Origin of the sequence: Campylobacter concisus, from assembly GCF_902460715.1 — a bacterium.
Classification (GTDB): domain Bacteria; phylum Campylobacterota; class Campylobacteria; order Campylobacterales; family Campylobacteraceae; genus Campylobacter_A; species Campylobacter_A concisus_AK.
On the sequence record NZ_CABPUX010000002.1, the window covers coordinates 211,364 to 235,294 of the forward strand.

General features: G+C 42.0%; 23 protein-coding genes and 1 tRNA gene. 11 read left to right on the forward strand and 13 right to left on the reverse strand.

Features of this window, described 5'->3' with window-relative positions; genetic code table 11:
* The first annotated feature begins 92 nt into the window (after nt 1-92).
* From metE to F3G91_RS10250, 4 genes are all read left to right on the forward strand, one after another.
* Nucleotides 93-2,366: a 5-methyltetrahydropteroyltriglutamate--homocysteine S-methyltransferase gene (metE, locus tag F3G91_RS06915; protein WP_149701097.1), complete on the forward strand. Its 2,274-nt coding sequence runs from the start codon at nt 93-95 to the stop codon at nt 2,364-2,366.
* Between the two features lie 25 nt (nt 2,367-2,391).
* A complete protein-coding gene (locus tag F3G91_RS06920; protein WP_103646992.1) occupies nt 2,392-2,850 on the forward strand; it encodes a hypothetical protein in 459 nt (152 codons plus the stop codon).
* Between the two features lie 4 nt (nt 2,851-2,854).
* Nucleotides 2,855-3,739 carry a methylenetetrahydrofolate reductase gene (locus F3G91_RS06925; protein WP_149701098.1) on the forward strand — a complete coding sequence of 295 codons (885 nt, stop codon included), beginning with the start codon at nt 2,855-2,857 and terminating at the stop codon, nt 3,737-3,739.
* A gap of 164 nt (nt 3,740-3,903) precedes the next feature.
* Nucleotides 3,904-4,065, forward strand: coding sequence for a hypothetical protein (locus tag F3G91_RS10250; protein ID WP_188116809.1), 162 nt, complete (start codon nt 3,904-3,906; stop codon nt 4,063-4,065).
* A gap of 55 nt (nt 4,066-4,120) precedes the next feature.
* Here the strand turns inward: F3G91_RS10250 and F3G91_RS10745 are convergent, their stop codons facing one another.
* The 5 genes from F3G91_RS10745 to F3G91_RS06945 form a co-directional block, all read right to left on the reverse strand.
* A complete protein-coding gene (locus F3G91_RS10745) occupies nt 4,121-4,330 on the reverse strand; it encodes a helix-turn-helix domain-containing protein (protein ID WP_188116825.1) in 210 nt (69 codons plus the stop codon).
* 74 nt (nt 4,331-4,404) lie between these two features.
* Nucleotides 4,405-4,755: a response regulator gene (locus F3G91_RS10260; RefSeq protein WP_188116810.1), complete on the reverse strand. Its 351-nt coding sequence runs from the start codon at nt 4,753-4,755 to the stop codon at nt 4,405-4,407.
* Nucleotides 4,756-4,765: 10 nt separating this feature from the next.
* A complete protein-coding gene (locus tag F3G91_RS06935; RefSeq protein WP_149701099.1) occupies nt 4,766-5,473 on the reverse strand; it encodes a cytochrome c3 family protein in 708 nt (235 codons plus the stop codon).
* The gene (locus tag F3G91_RS06940) at nt 5,470-5,907 is read right to left on the reverse strand and encodes a cytochrome c3 family protein (RefSeq protein ID WP_103568684.1); all 438 of its coding nucleotides are present in this window, start codon (nt 5,905-5,907) and stop codon (nt 5,470-5,472) included. The genes F3G91_RS06935 and F3G91_RS06940 overlap by 4 nt, the downstream gene beginning before the upstream one ends.
* A gap of 149 nt (nt 5,908-6,056) precedes the next feature.
* Complete coding sequence (locus F3G91_RS06945; protein WP_087583376.1) at nt 6,057-7,601, reverse strand: flavocytochrome c; 1,545 nt, start codon at nt 7,599-7,601, stop codon at nt 6,057-6,059.
* A gap of 268 nt (nt 7,602-7,869) precedes the next feature.
* Between F3G91_RS06945 and F3G91_RS06950 the strand changes: the two genes are divergently transcribed.
* Both F3G91_RS06950 and F3G91_RS06955 read left to right on the forward strand, forming a co-directional pair.
* Nucleotides 7,870-7,945 (forward strand) — tRNA-Val (locus tag F3G91_RS06950).
* Nucleotides 7,946-8,194: 249 nt separating this feature from the next.
* The gene (locus tag F3G91_RS06955) at nt 8,195-9,511 is read left to right on the forward strand and encodes an Ig-like domain-containing protein (RefSeq protein ID WP_149701100.1); all 1,317 of its coding nucleotides are present in this window, start codon (nt 8,195-8,197) and stop codon (nt 9,509-9,511) included.
* Nucleotides 9,512-9,553: 42 nt separating this feature from the next.
* Here F3G91_RS06955 and F3G91_RS06960 read toward each other — a convergent pair whose 3' ends face one another.
* The 4 genes from F3G91_RS06960 to F3G91_RS06975 form a co-directional block, all read right to left on the reverse strand.
* Nucleotides 9,554-10,972: an alanine/glycine:cation symporter family protein gene (locus tag F3G91_RS06960; RefSeq protein WP_149701101.1), complete on the reverse strand. Its 1,419-nt coding sequence runs from the start codon at nt 10,970-10,972 to the stop codon at nt 9,554-9,556.
* A gap of 88 nt (nt 10,973-11,060) precedes the next feature.
* Nucleotides 11,061-11,576 (reverse strand): ATP-dependent DNA helicase RuvA, encoded by a 516-nt coding sequence (locus tag F3G91_RS06965; protein WP_149701102.1) that lies wholly within the window; start codon nt 11,574-11,576, stop codon nt 11,061-11,063.
* Between the two features lie 43 nt (nt 11,577-11,619).
* Nucleotides 11,620-12,786 (reverse strand): replication-associated recombination protein A, encoded by a 1,167-nt coding sequence (locus F3G91_RS06970; RefSeq protein WP_223227856.1) that lies wholly within the window; start codon nt 12,784-12,786, stop codon nt 11,620-11,622.
* Between the two features lie 20 nt (nt 12,787-12,806).
* A complete protein-coding gene (locus F3G91_RS06975; protein ID WP_149701104.1) occupies nt 12,807-13,337 on the reverse strand; it encodes a pyridoxamine 5'-phosphate oxidase family protein in 531 nt (176 codons plus the stop codon).
* Between the two features lie 79 nt (nt 13,338-13,416).
* On the opposite strand from F3G91_RS06975, the gene F3G91_RS06980 reads away from it, so the two are divergent.
* A complete protein-coding gene (locus tag F3G91_RS06980) occupies nt 13,417-13,710 on the forward strand; it encodes a hypothetical protein (protein WP_012000981.1) in 294 nt (97 codons plus the stop codon).
* A gap of 1 nt (nt 13,711) precedes the next feature.
* Here the strand turns inward: F3G91_RS06980 and ung are convergent, their stop codons facing one another.
* Nucleotides 13,712-14,404, reverse strand: coding sequence for a uracil-DNA glycosylase (gene ung / locus F3G91_RS06985; protein WP_149701105.1), 693 nt, complete (start codon nt 14,402-14,404; stop codon nt 13,712-13,714).
* A gap of 63 nt (nt 14,405-14,467) precedes the next feature.
* Here ung and F3G91_RS06990 point away from each other — a divergent pair, with 63 nt between their 5' ends.
* From F3G91_RS06990 to infC, 3 genes are all read left to right on the forward strand, one after another.
* Nucleotides 14,468-15,043, forward strand: coding sequence for a YbaK/EbsC family protein (locus F3G91_RS06990; RefSeq protein ID WP_149701106.1), 576 nt, complete (start codon nt 14,468-14,470; stop codon nt 15,041-15,043).
* 341 nt (nt 15,044-15,384) lie between these two features.
* Entirely contained in the window at nt 15,385-17,205 is a 1,821-nt protein-coding gene (thrS, locus tag F3G91_RS07000) for a threonine--tRNA ligase (RefSeq protein WP_149701107.1), read from the forward strand.
* A complete protein-coding gene (gene infC, locus F3G91_RS07005) occupies nt 17,202-17,720 on the forward strand; it encodes a translation initiation factor IF-3 (protein ID WP_009295104.1) in 519 nt (172 codons plus the stop codon). The genes thrS and infC overlap by 4 nt, the downstream gene beginning before the upstream one ends.
* A 1,624-nt stretch (nt 17,721-19,344) precedes the next feature.
* On the opposite strand, the gene gdhA is transcribed toward infC, so the two are convergent.
* Both gdhA and F3G91_RS07015 read right to left on the reverse strand, forming a co-directional pair.
* Nucleotides 19,345-20,703 carry an NADP-specific glutamate dehydrogenase gene (gene gdhA / locus F3G91_RS07010; RefSeq protein WP_149701108.1) on the reverse strand — a complete coding sequence of 453 codons (1,359 nt, stop codon included), beginning with the start codon at nt 20,701-20,703 and terminating at the stop codon, nt 19,345-19,347.
* Nucleotides 20,704-20,833: 130 nt separating this feature from the next.
* Nucleotides 20,834-21,406 (reverse strand): SMI1/KNR4 family protein, encoded by a 573-nt coding sequence (locus tag F3G91_RS07015; protein WP_149701109.1) that lies wholly within the window; start codon nt 21,404-21,406, stop codon nt 20,834-20,836.
* A 99-nt stretch (nt 21,407-21,505) separates the two neighbouring features.
* Between F3G91_RS07015 and F3G91_RS07020 the strand changes: the two genes are divergently transcribed.
* Nucleotides 21,506-22,435 (forward strand): PQQ-binding-like beta-propeller repeat protein, encoded by a 930-nt coding sequence (locus F3G91_RS07020; RefSeq protein ID WP_149701110.1) that lies wholly within the window; start codon nt 21,506-21,508, stop codon nt 22,433-22,435.
* A gap of 40 nt (nt 22,436-22,475) precedes the next feature.
* Here the strand turns inward: F3G91_RS07020 and F3G91_RS07025 are convergent, their stop codons facing one another.
* The gene (locus tag F3G91_RS07025) at nt 22,476-23,915 is read right to left on the reverse strand and encodes an acetyl-CoA carboxylase subunit A (RefSeq protein ID WP_004317286.1); all 1,440 of its coding nucleotides are present in this window, start codon (nt 23,913-23,915) and stop codon (nt 22,476-22,478) included.
* Between the last annotated feature and the right edge of the window lie 16 nt (nt 23,916-23,931).

Genomic DNA, 23,931 nt, shown 5'->3' on the forward strand with positions numbered 1-23,931 from the left:
CTGCACGTTCAAGGTTGCTGTGCTTTGCACAGTTTTATAGTAGTCCGCAGAGCGAATTTTAGTCTGCAAATTTAAATTTAAAAAGGATAAAAATGATAAAAAGTTATGTTTTAGGTTTTCCAAGAATCGGAGAGAAAAGAGAGTTAAAGCGCGCGTTAGAGGGCTTTTGGGCTGGTAAAGAGGGCTTTAGTGAAGAGAATTTGCAAGAGACTGCAAAGATGCTTCGCCAAAGACACTGGAAATATCAACAAGACGCTGGCATTTCGGCTATTAGCGTTAATGATTTTTCATTTTACGACCTAATGCTTGATAACATCATCGCTTTTGGCGCTACGCCTCCAAGATTTGCAAATTTAAGCGGCTCGGAGCAATATTTTGCTTGCTCAAGAGGCAACAAAAATGGCGTTGCGATGGAGATGACAAAGTGGTTTAACACAAACTACCACTACATCGTGCCAGAGCTTAGCAGTGAGAGTAAATTTAGCCTAAAAGCGGACAAAATTTTAAATGAATACAAAGAGGCGAAGGCTAACGGCGTAAAAGGCAAGGTAAATTTGATCGGCCCTATCACATTTTTGGCTCTTTCAAAGACGACTGACGGCAGCTGCCCATTTAAGCACCTTGACGCACTTGTAGGCGAGTACAAAAAGCTACTTGAGCAAATTTCTAAGCTTGATGATGAAATTTTAGTGCAGTTTGACGAGCCGATCTTTGTAACTGACAAAAACGAAAGCGACCTTTTGCCACTTATCACAAAGGTTTATAACGAGCTAACAGACGTTGCTAGCAACATCAAAATCGTATTTGCAACATATTTTGAGCATGCGATCAAGGCAGTTAGCGAAGTGGCTAAAACTAAAATTTACGGCATCGCGCTTGACTTCATCCACGGCAAGAGAAATTTCGAAGCGCTTGAGACTATCAAAAATAGCCATTTGACGCTATTTGCAGGCGTGATCGACGGCAGAAATATCTGGAAAAGCAACATCGACGAGAAAGTAAAACTTGTTCGTGAAATTTCAGAGAAAATAGGCGGAAAAGATCTTTATATCGGCACTTCATGCTCGCTTCTTCACGTGCCATACACTCTAAAATATGAAGAAAATTTAAACCCTGAGATCAAAAGCTGGTTAAGCTTTGCGGTCGAGAAGCTTGATGAGATCAAGATCATCACAAAACTAGCAAATGGCGAGAAGCTAAATGAGGCTGAGGCTAAAATTTACGAAGAGAATAAAAATGCAGTTAAAACCCGCGCTACTTCAAAGCTCATCCACTCTGAAAGCGTCCAAAAACGTATCAAAAATTTAAGCAAATTTGAGCGTGACGAGAAATTTGAAGATCGCATCAAAATTCAACGCGAAACACTAAAATACGGCATCTTGCCAACAACAACGATAGGTAGCTTCCCTCAAACGGTTGATCTTCGCGTACTTCGCCAAAATTTCAAAAAAGGCGAGATCGACGCAGCTGCTTATGAAGCTGGCATTAAAAAATACATTGATCACTGCGTGAAATTCCAAGAAGATATTGGCCTAGACGTGCTAGTACATGGTGAGCCAGAGAGAAATGACATGGTTGAGTACTTTGGCGAGCAGATCAGCGGATACGCATTTAGCCAAAATGGCTGGGTACAAAGCTACGGCAGCCGCTGCGTCAAGCCACCACTTCTCTTTGGTGACGTAAGCCGCCCAGAGCCGATGACTGTTAAGTGGATGAAATACGCTCAAAGCATCACAAAACACGTAATGAAGGGCATGCTAACTGGACCTGTAACGATGCTAAACTGGAGCTTTGTGCGTGACGATCTGCCAAGAAGCGAGGTGGCAAAACAGCTCGCACTTTGTATCTACGACGAGATCGCAGACCTTCAAAACGCAGGCATTAGAGTGATCCAAGTCGATGAGGCAGCGTTTAAAGAGGGCTATCCGCTAAGAGCTGAAAATATCCCAGCTTATGAGAAATTTGCGGTTGATTGCTTTAAGCTTTCAGTAAGCTCGGCTGAGGCAAAAACTCAGATCCACACGCATATGTGCTACTCTGAATTTAACGATATTATTAAGACTATTGAGGCAATGGATGCTGATGTTATCAGTATCGAGACTGCAAGAAGTGGCAACGAGCTACTTAAAATTTTCAAAGCCGTTGGCTACAAACAAGAGGTCGGACCTGGCGTTTACGACATCCACAGCCCACGTGTGCCAAGTGTTGATGAGATCGTCGCTCAGATCAAAGCTCTGCTTGAAGTCTTGCCAAAAGAGCAACTCTGGATCAACCCAGACTGCGGCCTAAAAACCAGAAAATGGGAAGAGGTCGAGCCAAGCCTTAAAAACATGGTAGAGGCCGTCAAGATCGTAAGAGGTCTATAAAATTTAATTAAAAAGGATTTGAAAAATGAAAAGGATTTTTCTATTTGTAATATTAGTTATATTTGCGTCCGGATGTAGTTCTGGACGCCACTCTATACCACTCAACAAAGGTGCGTACAAGCAAACAAATATCTATAGTATCAGCGAGGCTTTAAATTTAGAAGCTGCCAAAAAAGAGCTAGCAGGCTTTGAAAATGTGAGGCTTGAATTTGGCTCAAACGACCAAAATAAAAGCGTAATAAAGGCAAATGTAAAGGTTCAAAGATTTATCACTGATAGCGGAGATATAAAGGGCTATTGCCAAGAGGCTTTTGTCGCCGTCATAAAAAGATATATGATAGCTGCTAAAAAGCAAAATGCCGACGTGGCAAATATCGTGAGCTTTTGGCGAGCCGACGCAAAATACCTAAAAGACGAGTTTGTCTGCATGTCGTCAAGAAATTCTGTTGGCGTGGTGATGAGAGCTGATCTAGTTCAAAAGTGAGAAAATGCTAAAAGAGAAAATTTTAAATAAAGAAAAAGGGCTCGTGCTATATGGACTCACGCCGCCAAAGGCTGAATTTGAAGAGGCAAAGCTGCGCGAGATATCTGAGCGCTGGACGGGCCGGATAAATGATATCAAGGCCGATGGGCTCGTGCTTTACGAGGTGCAAGACGAGAGCGAGCGAAATGATAGCGAGAGGACATTTGAGTTTAGTGGGACGCTAAGCCCAGAAATTTACTACAAAAAGTACCTAAACGTCGCAACACCTAGTATATTTTACCGCGTGGCTAGCGGATACGGCGAGGATGATTTTCGCGCAGCACTTAAGGCTCAAAGCTCAAATTTAAACGTGCTAGTGGGGGCAACTTCAAGCACGCAAAAAGTGAGGCTAAATTTAGCTCGCGCCTATGAAATCGCTAGCGAATTTAAAGAGTTGGCAGTAGGCGGTGTCTGTATCGCAGAGCGTCACGGCAAAAATGGCGATGAGCCACAAAGGATGCGTGAAAAGATCGCAGCTGGGGCTAAATTTTTCATATCGCAAGCGATCTTTGACATACAACTAGCGCGTAAATTTTTAGAGGATTGCGCGGCTGCAAAGATAAGCGAGCCGATATTTCTGACATTTAGCACAGCGGGCAATGCAAAAACGCTTGAATTTATCAAATGGCTCGGAGTGAGCGTGCCAAGCTCGGTAGAAGAGAGGCTAAATTTAAGCTCTGACTACCTAGCTAGTAGCTGCGAGATCATCAAAGAAATTTGGTGCGAGCTAAAGAAATTTGGCGATGAAAATGGGTTAAATTTAAGCATAAATATAGAAAGTGTAATGGCAAAACGCGCCGAGATCGAAGCGAGCTTGGAGCTAACAAAAAACATAAGAGAGTTGGTGTAACGCCAGCTCTTGCTATAAATTTATACAAATTCTTTCTTGATGGTGCAATGACGCCACAAATCCACAAAGAATAGTCGTTATGATTAGCGATCACAAGCTGTTTTTAAAGGTCGGTTGGCTTACTGCTTGGCAGATTTTCAAAAAGCTGCTATAGCAAAAATAATATGGCTTTGTGTAAGAAATTTGGCGAGATATACGAATACGGCAAACTTCTCAGAAAAAAAGTGGTGCTTTGGCAAGGCAAATTTATCAAAGGTGCTGTGAAAATCGTTGAAGTCAAAATAGCCAAACAAGACAAGAGTTTTTGCAAATTTAAGCAAATTTGATCCAAAAGTATAGAAATTTAGCCCTCAAATAAGATCTAAATTTGACTAAACCCCCTCACTCCACCTTATATCCAGTGCCTCGTATGGTTTTTAGGCAGATAGTTGGTATCTTGGCCCTTATCTCTCGCACGAGCGATCTTATGCGGTCTTGCGATAAGGTTTCGTTTTTATATAGGCGGTGATCTATCTCGTCGTAGGTGATGACGTGGGGCGAGTTTTTGCATAAAATTTCAAGTAGCTGGCTCTCTTTTTTGCCAAGGTAGATGACCTCGCTCTCTTTTCTTACGCAAAGGGAGTCTTTGTCAAAGACTAGGCCATTTTTTAGCTCAAATTTAGAGCCTAAAAGTACCTTGCAAAGCTAAAGGCGTGAAATAAAAACTCTTCAGGGCAAAATGGCTTAATGATAAAATCATTAACCCTAGCGTAGTAAATCCTCTTAAAAACGCTAGGGACGCTAACATCTAGCAAAAGCATAATGGGAGTGATGTTTTGGCTATCTCTTATAAATTTAACCAGATCAAGGTTTAAATTTCTAGCCTTTACGTCAAAAACGTATAGATCGTATCTGTTGCCGCACTCAAAGTCTTTGATGACTTCGCTGGCGCTTTTGAGCTGGATCATCCTAAACCCAAAGCGGTAAAGCGATGCATTTAGGATGACATTTTGCCAAAAGTCGCTTAAGAGCAGCAAAGCTTCTTCGTTAGCCAGCTAGACCACCGCCGCCAGCTGGTTTTTTGGCGTCTTTTTCAGCCTTTTGTTTTAAAAATTCTTCTTCGTCTTTTGTAGGTTTGTACTCATCTTTGAAGAATTTTTGCTTAGTTTCGATCCTCTTTTCGATCATCTTTTTATCGTAAATTTTATATGACGGCTTCCAATACTCAAGATAGTTTCTAAAGCCAGCGCCGTGACCTGCGTCATAGTGGCAGCTTGCACATTTTAGCTCTTTAGGAGTGTCAAGAAGCTTTTTGTAGTGAGCGTGCATCTTTTGAGCTTGCGCTGAGGTGTTGTTGCTATCTATCACGTTTGTGTGGCAGCTTGTGCAGCCGTTGTCAAAGACGAAATGTTCGCGGTTTTTGAGGTTTTTATGCCAATCAATAGCATTAGGATAGCCAAAGAAATGCACCCAGCCCTCTAAAATGCCGTTTTTCGCCTTTGTTAGGGCGTATTTTGCGATGTTGTCATGTGGTATGTGACAATCCACGCATCTTGCTTTGATACCAGTTTTGCCCTTGCCGCTGTGGATATCGTCATTGTAGGTGATCACCATAGGATCCATCTCGTGGCAAACGATGCAGAATTTATCCCCACTCGTCTCATCAAGTGTGTAATGAACTGGCAGAACGACTAAAAATCCAACAATTCCGCTTATGAAGATTATAAGCGCTAGTAATTTTTTTGAAATTTTCATGGTGTTACTCCGTTCATCCATTGTGGCACCTCGTGTTCATGGCACTCAGAGCACATGTTTGTAGATGGTTTGTGCTCGTTGTGGCACTCGTCGCAGTACAAAGTCGGACCATCGTGAACAGAGTTGTGAGGATTTGCCTTTAGAGTATCCATAAATTTTAGCCTCTGGGCTAAGAGCTTTTTGCTCTTATGACAGGATAGGCAGCCAGCGTCGCCGATCGCTTTAAATTTGCTAGGATCATCGCCTTGGTTTTGGTGACAATCAACGCAGTCAAAGCTTAGGTGTTCATGATGAGGTTTGATCTTATACTTGGCTCGTAGCTCATCAGAGACTGCTACTTTTGTGACGTTTAGATCGCCCTTTGGCATATCGGCACCAAAGAGATGAAGCGAAAATAAACAGGCAAAAATAGCGATGAATTTAAGCTTATTCATACCCTTTTCCTTTCTTTTAAAATTTTATTAACGTCAAATTTCAATGGAAAACTAATATTTTTACTTAAACTTACTTTTATGAAATTATAGTCTTCGCTTGGTTAAATCTGCATTAATAATAAATTAGTGTGCCAAAAGGCACACTAAATTTAGATATTTTCTCCAGCGATCATGCCAAATACTATACAATCAGTGATCGCAACAGTGCCTAAGCGGCTCGCTCCGTGCGTACCACCAGTGATCTCGCCAGCTGCGTAAAGGCCTGGTATTGGCTTGCCACTCTTGCTTGATAATACTTGCGCTTTTTCGTTGATCTTTAGACCGCCCATTGTGTGGTGAGGTTTTGGAGATAGGCGGATGACATAAAATGGACCAGCTTCGTTGATCTCAGAAAGCGCACTCTCTTGCTTGCCAAATTCATCTTTTTTGGCTTTTACGCCCTCATTATATTTTTTGACCGTCTCTTTTAGCGCATCAGCTGGGACGCCGTATTTGCTAGCGATCTCATCTAAGCTCTTGCACTCGCCAACTAGCTTGCCACTACTCATGCCCTTGCTTATGATCTCTTCGCTAAGGTCTTTAAATGCCATCTTTGTATCGGCAAATGTGATAGGGAATTTATCAGGTGCTGCTCTTAAAATTTTAAACTCAGCGTCTGCTCTTGTCTTGCGGTCAGCTAGCTCGTTCATGAAGCGCTTGCCAGTTCTTACATCTACTGCGATGCCGTATTTAAATGTGCCTTGTTGAGTTAGGATAGGAGCTGTGCCAAAGCCTTTCTCATCTGGGCTCGCCCATGGGCCAAACTGGATCCAGTCTACTTGCACAGGGTATGCGCCAAGCTCAAATGCCTTTAAAAGCACGCCAGCTGTCGCACCTGCGTGGTTTGTACTATCGACGTTGTCTGGGATACGCGGGTCTTGAAGCTTTCTAAACGCCTTATCCCTGCAAAAGCCGCCAGCTGCAAGGATGACGCCTTTGTTTGCTTTGATGGTCTTTTTAGTGCCGCTTGTGTTCTCTAAGTCGTCGTTATAAAGTTTATCATCAAATTTATACTCTTCTCTTACCGCAACACCCACTACTTTGCCGCTCTCATCGACAACAAAGTCGTCAAATTTAGTTCTTCTTACTAGCTTGCAGCCATCTGTTTTTTCAAATTTCTCAAGCATAGGCTGGATGTAGCCTGAGCCGCTGTCGTTTGTAGTAAGCATCGATCTAGCCACGCTGTGACCGCCAAAGTGAGCGCAGTGATCCATCTTAAACTGCACGCCGCAGTCTACTAAGAAGTTAAATGACTCCATCGCGCGATTAGCTATGGTCTCAAGTAGCTCTGGGTGGTTTAGCCCAAGGCCTGCTTTTAGACAGTCTTCGATAAATAGCTCTTTGCTATCTTTTATGCCAGTTTTTTCCTGGACTGGATTTACTGGAACAGCCATACCGCCGCCATTTATGACAGAGTTACCGCCGATCCTACCCATTTTTTCTATGATCAAGACTTTGTTTCCTCTTTTGGCTGCGCTAAGGCCAGCTGCAAGCCCTGCAAATCCAGAACCGATGATGACAACATCATATTCTTCGTCAAATTTGACATCTTTTGCATCTATAGCAGAAGCTTGTGCATTTACAGCACCTAAAGCCAAAGCACCAGCACCTGCAACACTCATCTTAAGCATTTCACGTCTTGAAATTTGCTTCATAAGATCTCCTTTTGGATAAAATTTGTCTCGCTGTGAGAATTATACAAGGATAGTATGAGAATAATATGAGAAATGATAAAAAATATATTGCCATTTTTAAGGTAATAAAAGAAAATTTGTTAGTAAAAATTAATATTATCTTTAATATATAAATTTATCTTTTGGTAATAAATTTCATATAATGTAAGAGAAATCAAGCGTTTGAATTTTAAAGAAAAGGATAATTAAGCTAAATAAAAAGGAAAATAAAATATAATCCCAAATCTTTGGTCCCGTAGCTCAGTTGGTAGAGCACTACCTTGACATGGTAGTGGTCGATGGTTCGAGTCCATTCGGGGCCACCATTTCTATATAAACTTCCCCAAAACGTAAAATCCAAAAAATAAAATTTAAAAATATTTTTTTGTAACTATACCATTTTTAAATTTTAAACTAAATCCCTAAAATACGGCAAGCTATTACTAAATTTAACTAAAAAATTTATAACTTCATATTTCTAAAATGTCACAACTGTACCAAAGTACAATAGTAAAGAACTAAAATATTTACTTATAATTGCAGCATAAAAACTAAAAACATAAAAAGGAAATGTTATGAGTAAAGTTAAAGGATTAATAAAATCAATAATCGGCACGGATGCCATCGTCGCTATAGACGCTAACGGAAATCAAAGAACTCTAAAAGCAGGCGACGTGATCTATGACAATGAGGTCATAAAAGAGCAAGATGGCGTAAAGGTTGAGGTACAATCTGCGCAAACTCAAAATGAAAAAGCTAGCGATGAGACTGGCAAAGAGATAGCATCACTACAAGAGCAATTATTAAATGGTAAAAATATCTCTGATCTTGAAGAGACTGCAGCTGGCGGCACTCAATCAGCGGGCGGAGTAAGCTCGAATGGCGTGAGCCTTGGCGCTGCTGGCTTTGCAAATGGCGGTCATGAGTCAAACATCAATGCGAATTTTGGCGATCTAAGCTCTCAAGCAAATGCAAGTGCAGAGGCTTTTACAAATGTAGGCGGTGGCGCAAGCGAGGAGGGCTTTAGTCTTGATACACTTGCGGCTGCGATAGATAATGCATATAACAATATATCGCCGCAGCCACTAGAAGTATCTGTCACAGCAGTGGATGATAACGTAGTGACTGGTAATACAGATCAGGCAGTAAGCAGCAACCTTGACATCGAGGGCAATATCTTAGAGCATGAAAATTCACAAAGAACAGATCTGCATATTACAAACGACAACACTCCAACTTTAGTTGGTAAGGCCACTTCAAACGCTACTATAAGTATATTTGATGGCGAAGGTGAGAGCGCACCGCTACTTGGTACGACAACTACCGATGCAGACGGAAACTGGTCATACACACCAACTTCACCTTTAGCTGATGGAGATCATAAATTTACGATTGAAGCTAGCAAAGTAGCTGCAAACGGCGAAGAGCAAAAAGCTACAAGCACGCAAGAGATAACTGTTGATACAGACAATAGCACCTTGTCTATCACAAAAATATCTACTGATGACTTTTCTGACTTGTCACACTATAACACAATGTATGATAGCAATAAACAATACGACTTTTCACCGACCATAGAGGGTAAAGCTGAGCCATTTGCTGATATAAATTTAGTCATCACAAAAGCTGAAGTTGTTTACAATGATGGCTTAGGTAACTCTTGGGTAGAGAAAGGCAACGAAGCTCATGTGGTTGAGAAACTAAGCGCTAAGGCTGATGCTGATGGTAACTGGAAAGTCGAGAGTAGTGTGTTGGATACTCTTGACACTAATGAGTACACAGTCCAAGCTTCATCAGTAGATGAGGCTGGCAATAAATATGCTGAGCCTCAAGCAACGACATTTTATATGCCACTTGAGCCTATAACTGTCGCTCCAACTGACCACCTATAACATAAATTTAATGTGGAGAGCCTCTCTCCACGACTCTTAAATCTACTTCAAATACTCTTTTGCATCGTATTCTTTGCCAGCGTCGTGATCTTTTAAAAGTTTAGCTACGACTGGGCTTAGAAGGATAATGGCGATCAAATTTGGCACGACCATAAGTCCGTTAAACATATCAGCTAGGCTCCAGACAAAATCAACCTTTTGCAAGCTACCTAAAAAGACAAAAACAACAACTAAAATTTTAAAAATTTTAACCGCTTTTGCGCCAAAAAGGTAGCGCACGTTGATCTCAGCGAAGTAGTACCAGCCAATGATCGTCGTAAATGCGAAGAAAAATAGGCAGATCGCCACGAAGCTATAGCCGCCAGTTTTGCCAAAGATATGTGACGAGAACGCCTCTTGCACCAAGGTGATGCCAGTAAAGACTGCCTTGCCGTTTTCAAAGCTGATGACGTTTGCGGTTAGCACCACAAAAACGGTTATATTTAAGATGACAAAGGTGTCTATAAAGACGCTCATTATGCCAAGGACGGCTTGATCGACTGGGTGTTTGACGTTTGCAGCGGCGTGTGCGTGTGGAGTTGAGCCCATGCCAGCTTCGTTGCTAAAAAGTCCCCTTGCGATGCCGTATCTCATGGCAGCTGCGATGCTAGCTCCAGTTGCCCCACCCCAAGCAGCCGAAGGATCAAACGCAGCTTTAAATATTAGTGAGATCGCTTCTGGGATTTGGTGAAAATTTAAAGCGATGATAACCACGCCAACAACGATATAAAGTAGCGCCATTAGTGGCACGATCTTTTCAGCGACCCTTGCGATCGCCTTTACGCCACCTATGAAAATTAGCGCGCAAATGAGAGCCAAAAACGCCCCTGTTAGCCACTGCGGTATGCCAAAAGCACCGCTAAAGCCGTCTGATATGGAGTTTGCTTGAACCATATTGCCGATAAAGCCAAGTGCGATGATGATAGCGATAGCGAAAAATCCAGCTAGAAATTTCGCCCATTTGCCCTTTAATCCGCGGCTTATGTAAAAGGCTGGACCGCCTATCGTGTGGCCGCTGTCATCTTTGGTGCGGTAAATTTGAGCGAGGCAAATTTCAGCAAAATTTGTAGCCATGCCTAAAAAGGCTGCGCACCACATCCAAAAAATGGCTCCTGGACCGCCCATTATAAGCGCTGTGGTCGCACCCACGAGGTTTCCAGTGCCAACTTGCGCCGCGATAGCGGTTGCTACTGCCTGAAACGAGCTCATACCAGCCTTACCAGCAGCCTCGCCGTGAAGTGAGAAATTTCCAAAAAGTTCACCTAAACCCATTTTAAATTTAAAAATTTGAACAAAGCCAAGTCTAATGGTAAAAAATAGTCCAGTGCCGCAAAGTAGGGCGATAAGGAAGTATGGACCCCAAAGAAATGAATTTATACTTTCAACGCAGTTATTTAAAATTTCAGCAAAATTTGTAGTCATTTTTTAACTTTCGTGATTGATTTGGATTTGAGAAGTATATTTGAAAAAATATAAAATTTAAATTAACTACTAAAAAATCATAGCCGAGCTAAATTTTTACAAAAGCGCCCTGCAAAACCATGCGTGAATAGTAATAAAAGCTGTAAAATAGTCTATCGTCATAGCTTAGCTCGTCTTGATCTACGATATCAAGATACTTTGGCTCTAGCATTTGCTCCATTTTAGTAAGTGGCTTTGCATGATCCATCTGTTCTATTTTTTCGCAAATTTCGAGCATAAATTTAAAAAAGACTTCAAGCTTACGTGAGATAAATTTAGCTGCTTCGCCTTTTTCGCCTAGCGCACTTTTGTAAATTCGCACCAAAAAAACGAGCGCAAAGGGCGTTGCGTGCCAAAAAGTCTCTTGATACTCACACTGAGCCACTATCTCATCAAGCAGCTCGCTAAGCTCTTTTTCATCAAATTTGCTCTTTTTCACAGTCTTTGTAAGTGTGTTTAAAATTTGTGCAAAAAGCTCCGCCGTGCCGTAGCTGCAGCTTAGCCTATCCCACGGCACGTCTTTTATCTTTAAATTTGCGATATATTCTAAATTTTGCTCGTTCATTCTTAAAACAGCCCTTTTAAATTTAAAAGAGTAAAGCCTAAATTTAGCCCTTTGACCTTATCTTTTCTAGCCACTCATTTAGCGTTTTTTCAAAGCCTATGCCCTTGCTTTTGTAAAAAACGAGCGGTTTTTCTATGTATTTTTGCTCGACCCAGCCGCCAAAATCATGCGGATAAAGGTAGTCTTTGCTCTCTTTTGTGTGATTTTTTAGATATGGTGGAATTTTTAAAATTTCCTCGCTTTGCACGTATCTTAGAGCGGCATTTATCGCGTTGTAGCTGGAGTTTGACTTTGGTGAGCTGGCTAGATAGACGGCGCACTGAGCCAGTATGATCCTAGCCTCCGGAAAGCCTATCTCTTTTACGATGCTAAGCGTGCTTGCGGCTAAATTTAGCGCATTTGGGTTTGCGTTGCCGATGTCTTCGCTAGCAAATATCGCCATCCTTCTAGCGATGAAGTCGGCGCTCTCGCCAGAGTCTATGAGCCTTGCGAGATAGTATATGACGGCGTTTTCGTCGCTTCCACGCAGGCTTTTTATAAAAGCACTTGCTAGCTCGTAGTGCGTGTCGTCCTCTTTTGCCCCCTCTTTTAGGGCATTTTGTCGAAGTGTTTTTAAATTTTCTATGCTCACATTTTCATCAAGCGTGACAGCAAATTCGAGTAAATTTAGCATAGCCCTTGCGTCGCCACCGCTACTTTTAAATAGATACTCCTTTGCCTCCTCGTCAATGCTAAATGAAATTTGCTCTCTTATCTTGCTAAGAAGCTCCTCAAAATCGCCACTGCTAAGCGGTCTAAACTCAAAGAGCATCGAGCGGCTTCTGATGCCTGAGCTTAGCGTGAAAAAGGGATTTTCCGTGCTAGCGCCGATGACTAGGGCTTTGTAGTTTTCCATGGGGATAAGTAGCGCTTCTTGCTGTGTTTTGCTAAGCCTGTGGATCTCGTCTATGAAAAAGAGTGGCTTATTTAGGGCGTTTTCGTAGTTTTTTAAAATTTTGCGAAAGTCGTCTATCTTTAAATTTCCGCCGTCAAACTCGTAAAAGTCGTAGTTTGCCCCGCTTGCCACTGCTCTTGCAAAGCTCGTCTTGCCACAGCCTGCTGGACCATAAAATATGGAGTGCGGTATCTTGCTTGTGGCTATAAATTTTAAAAATGCCGCTTTAACCGCCTTTTGACCGCAAATTTCATCCAAGTTTTTTGGTCTAAACATCAGTGCAAGTGAGCTCAAATTTACTCCTTTACCGCTTTTGGCAAAATTTTGGCCTTTGCGCTAAGGCTCTCTATCTTTAGCTCATAAATTTTCATGATCTTTAGCCCATACTCGGCCGCCACGTCAAAGGTGCTCATTGCGTAGGCGGTGTATTTTTGGCTGAGAATTTTTAAAATTTCATATCTTTTTGCCTCGTCTGTCACTTCGTAGGCTCTCGTTTTTGCGATGGTACTTTTGTATTCAGTCGTAAAGACCTTGCCGCCAAGTGCCTTGCCGTCGTCTTTTATCATTTCTAGCTCTCTATCATTTAGGTGTGGGACTTTGTTGAAGCTAACGCAGACAAACTCCACTTTTCGCCCATTTTGAAGCAGTTTTGCCTTGCTACCAGCGCTCGCTCCATGCACAAAAATGCTCTTGCCAACCCTAACAGGCGAGATAGGCACGCTAAAAATTTCTCCCTCATCATCCACGCATGAGATCACGCCGTATTCGCAGTTATCGATAATCTCAAGTGCCTCGTCAGGGCTTAGTTCTCTATCTTTTCGCCTCATTTTTCATCCTTTTTTTGCAAAATATTTTAAAATTTAAGTGCTTAAAGGCTAGTATAACGCAAAAATTTCAAGGAAAAATATGAAAAAATTTGCCATTTTTGCCCTTTTTCTGGGCGTAAATTTATTTGGTGCAAGCGAGGTTTGCAAGGAATATGTCAAGCAAAGCAGGCTCTATCTTGACGAGCTTTACGCCAAAGAGAGCAAGAAGCTTGCGGGTGATGAGAAAGCGCTAAGGCTTTTTGAGCTTAAATTTGATGAGTTTAAGCAAAGACAAAGCGGCCAAGAGGCGATGATAATGCAAAATAACGATGAGAAATTTTGCAAAAGCGAGCTAGAAAAGGTAAATAAGCTTCTTTCTGAGCTTAAAAAATAGCTCAAATTTGAGCGTTTAAGTCCCACTCTATGGGCGTTTTACCGTGGTTTGCTAGGTAGATATTTGCCTTTGAAAAGTGCCTGCAACCAAAAAATGCCCCACGAGCTAGCGGACTTGGGTGCGCTGCTTCTAAGATTAGGTGCTTGCTGACGTCTATAAGCGGTGCTTTTGCCTTGGCTGGGTTGCCCCAGAGCATAAAAACTACGTTTTGTAAATTTTGGCTAATCTTTCTTATGACAGCGTCTGTAAAGCCCTGCCAGCCGAAGCTAGCGTGAGAATTTGCCGCTCCAGCACTTACGCTTAAAGTAGAGTTTAAAAGCAGCACGCCTTGCTTTGCCCACTTTGTAAGATCGCCGCTATTTGGCTCTTTTATGCCAAGATCGGCGTAAATTTCTTTATAGATATTCACAAGGCTTGGCGGCACTCGCACACCACTTGGCACTGAAAAGCTTAGTCCCATGGCTTGATTTGCGCCGTGATATGGGTCTTGGCCTAGGATGACTACCTTGACGTCGTTAAATGGCGTTAGGTTAAATGCGTTAAAAATGAGCCCACTTGGTGGATAGACGACGCCAGCGCTCTTTGCTTTTAAGAAATTCTCTTTGATGCGTGCGAAATTTTCACTCAAAAACTCATCTTTTAGCACCTCTTTCCAGCTTGGCTCGATCTTTACGTCATCTAAATTTATCTGCATTTTCCTGCCCCTTTTTGGTTTTAGCGCTATAATTTTAACTAAATTTATCCAAAGGAAAGAGCTGTGTCAGAGCAAATTTTTAATAAAATCCACGAGCTTCTTAGCAAAAATGGGGCGAAATTTAGAGTGATAGAGCATGAGAGTGCTAGGACTTCAGAGGAGGTCGCTAAGATAAGGGGCACGAAGATGAGCCAGGGCGCAAAGGCGCTGGTCTGCTCTATAAAAGGGGTGGATGAAGAGAAATTTAGGCAAATTTTTAAAGATGAAAATGTGCTAGATGGCTACTTGCTAGATGACGAAAAGCCAGCGATGAAGGCTGGTAAAATTTACTTGCTAGCGGTCTTGCCAGCTGACGAGCAGGCTGATCTTGACGCGCTTACGCAAAAATTTGATGGCAAAAGAGCAAGCCTTGCTAGCCCAGAGGAGGTTACAGCGCTTGCTGATTGCGTATTTGGCTCGGTTCCGCCATTTAGCTTTCATAAAAATTTGCACCTTGTTGTGGATGAGAGTTTGCTAGAGCGAAACGATGAGATCGCCTTTAATGCAGGGCTTCTTGATAGATCAGTCGTTTTAAACGCAAAAGACTACGCCAAAATAGTAAGACCAACTCTTGTAAAATTTGTGAAAGAAAAGTGCTAGGCTAACCACTTCCTAGCACTAAATTAGTCGGGAGAAAAATGAATTTAAGTAATGCAAAGACGAGAAATTGCTAAATTCATTTTAAGAGCAAATATTATCAGGGATAATCTTAAAATATAATAAATTATATAGATAAAATGCGTATATTTTAGGTATTTTTATCTTTATATATAAAAAAATATATTTTAAAATCCAAAAATTTTGGCTCAAATTTTATTAAATTTAAAAAGAATTTATAAAAATTTGCTTAGCAATTATTAAGTTTAGCTTAAAGCCCATTTCGATAAAATCCTTAATCGTTCTTTTATCGTAAAAAAGACAATTTGATATAAGGAAAAACAATGAGCGATATCATCGCATACAAACTAAATGGCGAAATAGTCGATACTCAAAGTATCGCAGGGCGTGAGAGTAGTGCTGAGCCTATCTATTTTGACAACTCAAAAGAGGCACTACACGTTATCAGACACTCCTGTGCGCACCTCATGGCACAAGCTATCAAATCACTCTATCCAAAGGCGAAATTCTTTGTCGGACCAAACGTAGAAGATGGATTTTATTATGATTTTAGAGTTGATGATGAGGGCACGAAGCTAGGCGAGAGCGATCTAGCAGCGATCGAAGATAAGATGAAAGAGCTTGCTGAGAAGAAATTTGACATCGTTAAAACCTGCTCAACCAAAGCTAATATGAGTGAGAAATTTAAAAACGACGATCTAAAACAAGAGGTCTTAAAAAGAATTCCAGATGGCGAAGTGAGCAGCTACGCACAAGGTGATTTTGAGGACCTTTGCCGCGGACCACATGTGCCAAATACTAAATTTTTAAGATTTTTCAAGCTTACGCGCGTAGCTGGGGCATATCTTGGCGGCGATGAGAGCCGTGAGATGCTAACTAGAATTTACGGCACAGCTTACGCAGACAAAGAGAGCCTAAAAGAGCACATCCGCATCATCGAAGAGGCTAAAAAGCGCGATCACAGAAAGCTTGGCGTCGAGATGAAGCTATTTACATTTGATGAAGAGGTGGGCGGCGGTTTGCCTATCTGGCTACCAAATGGCGGACGCTTAAGATCAAAACTAGAGCAGCTCTTATACAAAGCTCACAGAGATCGTGGCTACGAGCCAGTGCGAGGTCCTGAGCTTTTAAAGGCTGACGTGTGGAGAAGAAGCGGCCACTACGCAAACTACAAAGAAAATATGTACTTTACAACGATCGATGAGACAGAGTATGGCATCAAGCCGATGAACTGCGTTGGTCACATTAAAGTCTATCAAAGTGACATCCGCTCTTACCGCGACTTGCCACTTAAATTTTTCGAGTACGGCGTCGTACACCGCCATGAGAAAAGCGGCGTGCTTCACGGACTTTTCAGAGTTCGCGAATTTGCACAAGATGACTCACATATCTTTTGTATGCCAAGCCAGATAAAAGAAAATATCTTAGAAATTTTAAAATTTGCTGGCACGATAATGGAAAATTTTGGCTTCCACTATGAGATGGAGATATCAACCAAGCCAGCCAAAGCGATCGGCGGCGATGAAATTTGGGATACAGCTACAAAAGCGCTAAAAGAAGCCCTTGATGAAAATGGCTTTAAATACGGCATCGACGAGGGCGGCGGCGCATTTTATGGACCAAAGATCGACATTAAGATAACTGACGCTCTTAAGAGAAAGTGGCAGTGTGGCACGATACAAGTCGATTTTAACTTGCCAGAGCGCTTTGACCTAGGCTACATCGACGCAAATAACGAAAGACAGCGCCCTGTAATGCTTCACAGAGCCTTGCTTGGCAGTTTTGAGAGATTTATAGGAATTTTACTTGAGCACACTGCTGGCGAGCTACCATTTTTCATAGCTCCTACGCAAGTCGTCATCGTGCCTATTAGCGACGCGCATTTAGACTACGCAAAAGAAATTTCACGCGAGCTAAGAAAGATCAACGTCGATAGCGAGATCGCAAGTAAAAATGAGAGTTTAAATAAGAGAATAAGAACGGCAGAAAAACAAAGGGTGCCTATGATAGTCGTGCTAGGAGACAACGAAGTAGCGAACAAAAGCGTTGCGTTGCGCGACAGACAGGCTAGGACGCAGAGCGATATGAGCTTGGCGGAATTTATAAATTTAACGAAGGAGAAACTTAGTGAGGTACATTTTTGAGTAAGGAAAATGAAGTATTGCTCAATGAGGATATAAGGGCGAGAGAGGTAAGATGTGTAGGAGATGATGGCACGGCATACGGTGTCATCTCAAGAGATGAGGCTTTAGAGATCTCAAACAAGCTTGGACTTGATCTAGTGCTTATAGCGCCAGACGCGAAGCCGCCAGTTTGCAAGATAATGGACTATGGCAAATTCCGCTATCAGCAAGAGAAAAAGCAAAAAGAGGCCAAGAAAAAGCAAAAAACCATCGAGATAAAAGAGATAAAACTCTCTGTCAAGATCGCCCAAAACGATATAAACTACAAGGTTAAACACGCAAGCGAGTTTTTGCAAGATGGCAAACACGTTAAATTTCGTGTCTTTTTAAAGGGTCGCGAGATGAGCACTCCAGAGGCTGGCGTAGCCATGCTTGAGAAGGTCTGGGAGATGATCAAAGATGAAGCTGACCGCGACAAAGAGCCTATAATAGAAGGTCGTTATGTAAATATGCTTGTAACTCCAAAAAAGGGTTAAATTCTCACAAAGAGCAGGCTAGGGCTTGCTCTTTTTCATTAAATTTTTAATACAAAAACTCACAAATAACTATTTTCAAAAATTCTATCATTTTTATATTTGCTAAATTTACGCAAGGGCGTTTGCGGTTGATGTGGCTTGCGAGTTTGTAAATTTTTAGTGTTTGCGTGGGTGTTTGAAATCAAATTTTGTCTAATTGCAGGCTAAATTTGGTAAGAAAATTGATTATTTGTAGCTTAAATTTAGCAAATTTTAAATTCTCTTGTTCGAATTTTATTGTCTTGCTGTCACTCGCAAAAGTGCTGTGCCTAAAAACTTCTTGTGAGTTTTAAATTTTGTCTTTTATATGCTTGCGTGAGTATTTGAGGCTAAATTTGCTCAATATCTGGTTAAATTTGGCAAAGGGATATCGCTTTGCCAAATGTTTTTCGCAAACGTTTTTACTGCTTCTGTTTTTATTTGATGAGCAAATTTGGCAAGAAACTTGATTATTTGTAGCTTAAATTTATCAAATTTTAATCTTTGCTTAGCAGAATTTAATCATTTTACCATCGCTAGCGTGGGTTGCTCCACTGAAATTTAACTAGAAAAGTGCCACGTGCTAGGGCAAAATTTATAACCACTTTCGAGTTTATAAATTTATGGTGCGTGTGCGAGTTATTTAAATTAGATTTTGCCTATGAATTAGCTAAATTTGGCAAAAAGAATATCGTTTTAATGACGCTTTTTACAAAATGTTTTGGCTACTTATGGTTTTAAGTGGTGACTAAATTTGATGAGAATTTGCTTATTTGTGGGTTAAATGCAGTAAATTTCAATTTTCGCTTACCAAAATTTATCCCACCTCTTTTCTGCCAAACCTTATACGAGTGATTTGTTGAAATTTGACTGGGTAAAGTCGCCTAGTAAAGTAAATTTGATAACCATCTTGTGAGTTTATAAATTTATGGTGCGTGTGCGAGTTTTTAGGCTAAATTCAGTAAGAAATTCGCTTGTTTGTAGTTTAAATTTATAAAAGAGAATTTAGTACGGAGCGAGCCTAAATTTCATAAGCCATTTCTTGTCAAAAAAGTGCTTTTTATCTGCTTGTGAAATTTTAGGTTTTGCTAATTCTTTGGCAGGATTTCACTATTTAGCCTTACTATGTCAAAGTTGCAAGCGCTATGAGAATTTCTCACTCACAATGCATTTGCTGCAAATTTCATCATCACCAAGCAGCCCATGCATAGACCGCATCACTCGTGTAATCAAGCAAAATATCCACAGGATGCTTCACGGCAAAAACTTTCAATTTTGCTAGTCAAACCTCGCCACTCCACCATTTGCCGCTATATTAGTTCTTTTAGTAAAATTTATACTACAAGCTCTAAAAAAGTGGTCTGCTCGCCACACTAGTGAAATTTAATCAAGCTTCAAATTCACATCTATCATGCCAGTGCAAATTTATCAAAAGAAACGCTCTATATACACGGCATAAATACTTCAAACTAGCGTAAATTTGATAGCCTGCTAGTAAAATTTGCCGTGCAAAAACCAAACTCTCTTTTAGTTAAAATCCCAGCCAACCTTATATTGATTTACGTCCAAATTTAGCTTGGACGTAAATTTACAGAGCCAAATTGGCCTACACATATCCTTGATCTATCATCGCATCAGCCACTTTTCTAAAGCCAGCGATATTTGAGCCAAGCACTAGGTTGCCCTCATCGCCAAACTCTTTACTTGTTTCGTAGCTTAGTTCAAAGATGTGGTTCATGATGCCATGAAGTCTGCGATCGACCTCCTCAAAGCTCCACGAAGTCATACCAGCATTTTGCATCATCTCAAGTCCGCTCGTGCCCACGCCGCCAGCGTTTGCTGCTTTTGCTGGAGCAAAGTGAAAGTCTTTTTGCGCAAGCATGAAATTTATCGCATCAAGCGTGCTTGGCATGTTTGCACCCTCAGCCACGAAGCGGCAGCCATTTGCGTAAAGCACTTTTATGTCAGCTAGGTGAAGCTCATTTTGTGTCGCACATGGGAAGGCTCCGTCGCATGGTACGTCCCAGACGCCGTTTCTGCCCTCTTTGTATTCGCTCACGCTTACATATTTTGCATTTGGTCTAAATTTTATGTATTCGCTAAGGCGAGCGCGTTTTACTTCTTTTAGCTCTTTAAGCACCGCTAGATCGATGCCCTCAGCATCATAGACATATCCGTTTGAGTCAGAGACGGTGATAGGCAGTGCGCCTGCTTGATAGAGCTTTTCGACTGTGTAGATGGCGACGTTTCCGCTACCGCTGATGCTGCATTTTTTGCCCTCTAGATCAAGTCCAGCTTTTTTTAGCATGTTTTGAGTGAAATATACTAGTCCGTATCCAGTAGCCTCTGTACGCGCTAGGCTGCCGCCCCAGTTTAGCCCTTTGCCAGTTAGGATGCCATCAAACCTGCCAGTTAGTTTTTTATACTGACCAAACATATAGCCGATCTCTCTAGCGCCCACGCCGATGTCGCCTGCTGGCACATCCACGGTGTTACCGATGTGGCGATATAGCTCGCTCATAAATGCTTGGCAAAATCGCATTATCTCGCCCTCGCTCTTGCCCTTTGGATCAAAGGTGCTACCGCCTTTTGCGCCGCCGATATTTACGCCAGTGAGCGAGTTTTTGAAAATTTGCTCAAATCCAAGAAATTTTAGCACGCCAAGATCGACGCTTGGGTGGAGCCTTAGACCGCCTTTGTATGGGCCAACGGCTGAGTTAAACTGCACGCGGTAGCCGTTATTTACCTTTGGTCTGCCATCATCGCCCGTGTATGTCACGCGAAAGATCACCGTGCGCTCAGGGATGACGATGCGCTCTAGGATCGCGTGTTTTTGGTACTTGCTCTCTCTTTTGATAAGCGGCTCTAGGCTGTTTAGAACCTCAGTCGCAGCTTGGACAAAGACGCCTTGACCTGGGTTGGTCTTCTTTATCCACTCCATCGTTTGTTCGATGTACTCGCTCATTTTTGCTCCTTTTTCTTTTTTTTGTAGTTAAATATTAGCTCGGCTAGAAAAAATTTTTATTTAAAGATATTTTAATATTTTTATTTTAGGCAATGAGTGTTACATATCGAAACTAAATTTATAAAATTTACTAAATTTGCGCCATCTCTTGCCAAAAATCAAGTGCCACGTCGTCTGCTTGGACAAAATTTAGGATTTGCTCGGATGATGGCATGGCTTCGTCATTTAGCCTTGCTATATAGGTGCTGGCAAGCGCTATGAAAAATTTTTCAAAGTCGCTCGCGACGCGCCTGCTGCAAAGCTTTTTATCTCCAAGTAGCCACGCATAGACCGCACCACTCGTGCAATCAAGCAAAAATATCCAAGGATCTCCCACAGCAAAAACTATCAAATTTGCTGGGCGAGCTTCACCCTGCCACCATTTGCCACCAAACTCATCTACGCTGTTTAGGCGCACTAGCTCGCTCGCGTAGTCGCCTCTGGAGCCAAAGCTGACATTGCAAATTTCAAAGTTGCTAAGCTCAAATTTGCTTAAAAGCTTTGTAAATTTGGCTGGTAAATTTACGCCAAGGCTCTTTTGTGCTTGCATAAATGCCGAAGCGTCCTTTTGTGGCAAAAGCCTCATACCAGTTATGCCATCTTGCTCTAGTGGCAAGAAAATTTGATCTAGTTTTCTAACGATCTCGTCTAGTTTTAAAAACATATCGCTCCTTAAATTTGCTAATTTTGGCAAATTTTATCAATTTTAGCCTAGTGTGCTTTGAAATTTGGGTTATAATCGCCATAATTTTAAGGAGCTAGCGTGGTTAGATCATATCCTCTTGATATGCCTGGCGTGGAGTTTCGCGGACACGGCGTAACTGGCATTTATGAGATGGGTGAGCGCATTGCATTTGTGCATTTTGCTTTTGGGGTGCCTAACGAGCTAGAGATAGCTCAAAAACTAACGCCAAACTACGTGCTACTAGATACATTTTCACGCGACTTTAGCGAGCATAAAAGATCAACGCTTACCTATAAACAAAGCGAAATTTTTATAGCCAGCAATGCACGTTGCTACCCAGAAAATGGCTACTTCGTGCTAAATACTAGATACTACAAGGGCTACATAAACTCCCCAGCAAAGCTTATAAAGATAAGTGACGGGCTGATGAGCGAGCTCGGCGAAGCTAATGAGCCCGTAAAAGAGATATATAACGACGCTAAAACGTATGAATTTGATGGTTTTTGCGTGCGAATGAGTTCGCCATTTATGATGGAGTGCAAAGAAATTTTGGACAGCGCAGAGTTCAAAAGCGAAGCAAAAGATGAAAATTTAAACGCTAATTTGCCGCCCAAAGAGCAGGGCGCAAGGATAGGCAAGACCATCTGGCGGCTAAAGCTTGGCGCATATCTCTACACGCCAGTTTGCCTGAATGATGGGGTACTTTACTTTGGCACCGCTGGCAAGGGCGGAGATCTATATGCCGTGGATGCAAAAAGTGGCGAGGTGATGTTTAAGTTTAAAACCAGTGGCACGGAGCATTTTGTTTGGATCAAAGGTCAAATTTTGCTCGCAAACCGCAAAAATAAGCCAGTTTTGATAAGCGCCAAAGATGGCTTGCTATTAAAAGAGATAGAGTTTGAGAAATTTAGACTTAGCACAGATCAGATCATGCTAGCAAGCGGTGGCAGGCTCTATGCTGTGGCAAATGACGGAGCTAAAATTTACGCAGTTTGCGCGAGAATTTAGCCTTGGCGAAATTTATCGCCAAAGCCGCAATAAGATAAATTTATCTCTTCTTTTTATATCTTTTTATCGCCTCTACGATGACCTCTTCTAGGTCGTCATTTGGCTCTTTGTTCATATCATCATAGGTGTTTTCAAGGATAGTTTTTAAGTTTTTCTCAACGTAGCTAGTATCGAAAAATCCCCTTCTAAACTCCTTACTTTTGCTGATCGTTAGCAAAAATGGGATGATCGTTCGCACGCCCTCGATGGTAAATTCTTCAAGTGCTCTTTCAAGCTTATTTACCGCTAGATCGTAGTCGGTTGCTTTGACGATCAGCTTTGCGATAAGTGAGTCGTAAAATGGCGGTATGGTGTAGTCCTTATAGACGTGGCTATCGACGCGTACAGATGGGCCAAGAGCTGGGTAGTAGCCCTCGATCGTGCCTGGTGCTGGGATGAAATTCTCCCAGACATTTTCAGCTGTGATCCTTGCTTCTATCGCGTAACCGCGTGGTTTGATATCGCTTTGCTCGATCTCTAAAATTTCACCTGCTGCTATTCTTATCTGCCTAACGACTAGGTCGTGGCCTGTGATCTCTTCAGTGATGCCGTGCTCCACTTGGATACGGGTATTCATCTCCATAAAGTAAAAGTTGTTGTAGTCATCTAGCAAAAACTCGATCGTTCCTACGTTTGAGTAGCCCACAGCCTTTGCAGCAGCCACCGCAGTCACACCCATGATCTTTCTTAAATTTTCACTAATCGATGGGCAAGGTGCGATCTCGATGATCTTTTGGTGGCGCCTTTGGATAGAGCAGTCACGCTCGCAAAGGTGGATGATGTTGCCGTAGTTGTCACCTAAAATTTGAAACTCGATGTGGCGAGGATTGACGACAAGCTTCTCCATAAAAACTTCGTCGTTGTTAAAGTATGCTTTTGCCTCTCTGGTGCACGATTCAAAGGCATCTTGCATATCTTCTTCTTGCCAAACTTCTCTAATGCCGCGACCGCCACCGCCACCACTTGCTTTTAAGATGACTGGGTAGCCGATGCGTCTAGCGTGCTCTTTTATGGCATCCATACTCTCATCATTTAGCTTTTCAGTGCCTGGCACTATCGGTATGCCGTTTTTCTTCATAAGATATCTAGCGATGTTTTTATCGCCCATTTTTTTGATGACTTCAGCCTTTGGACCGATGAAGATGAGCCCAGCATCCTCAACCGCCTTTGCAAATTCGTAGTTTTCGCTTAGAAAGCCGTATCCTGGGTGAATGGCGTCAGCCCCGCACTCTTTAGCGAGCTTTACGATAGCTTTGGCGTCAAGATAGCCCTTGATCGGATCTTCGCCCACTTGATAGGCCTCATCAGCGATCCTGACATGCAAGCACTCGCTGTCTGGTGCTGTGTAAATTCCTACGCTTTGGATGTGTAAATCCCTACAAGCTCTGACTATCCTAACTGCGATCTCACCACGATTTGCGATAAGAATTTTGTGTATCATAGGCTATCCTTTTTGA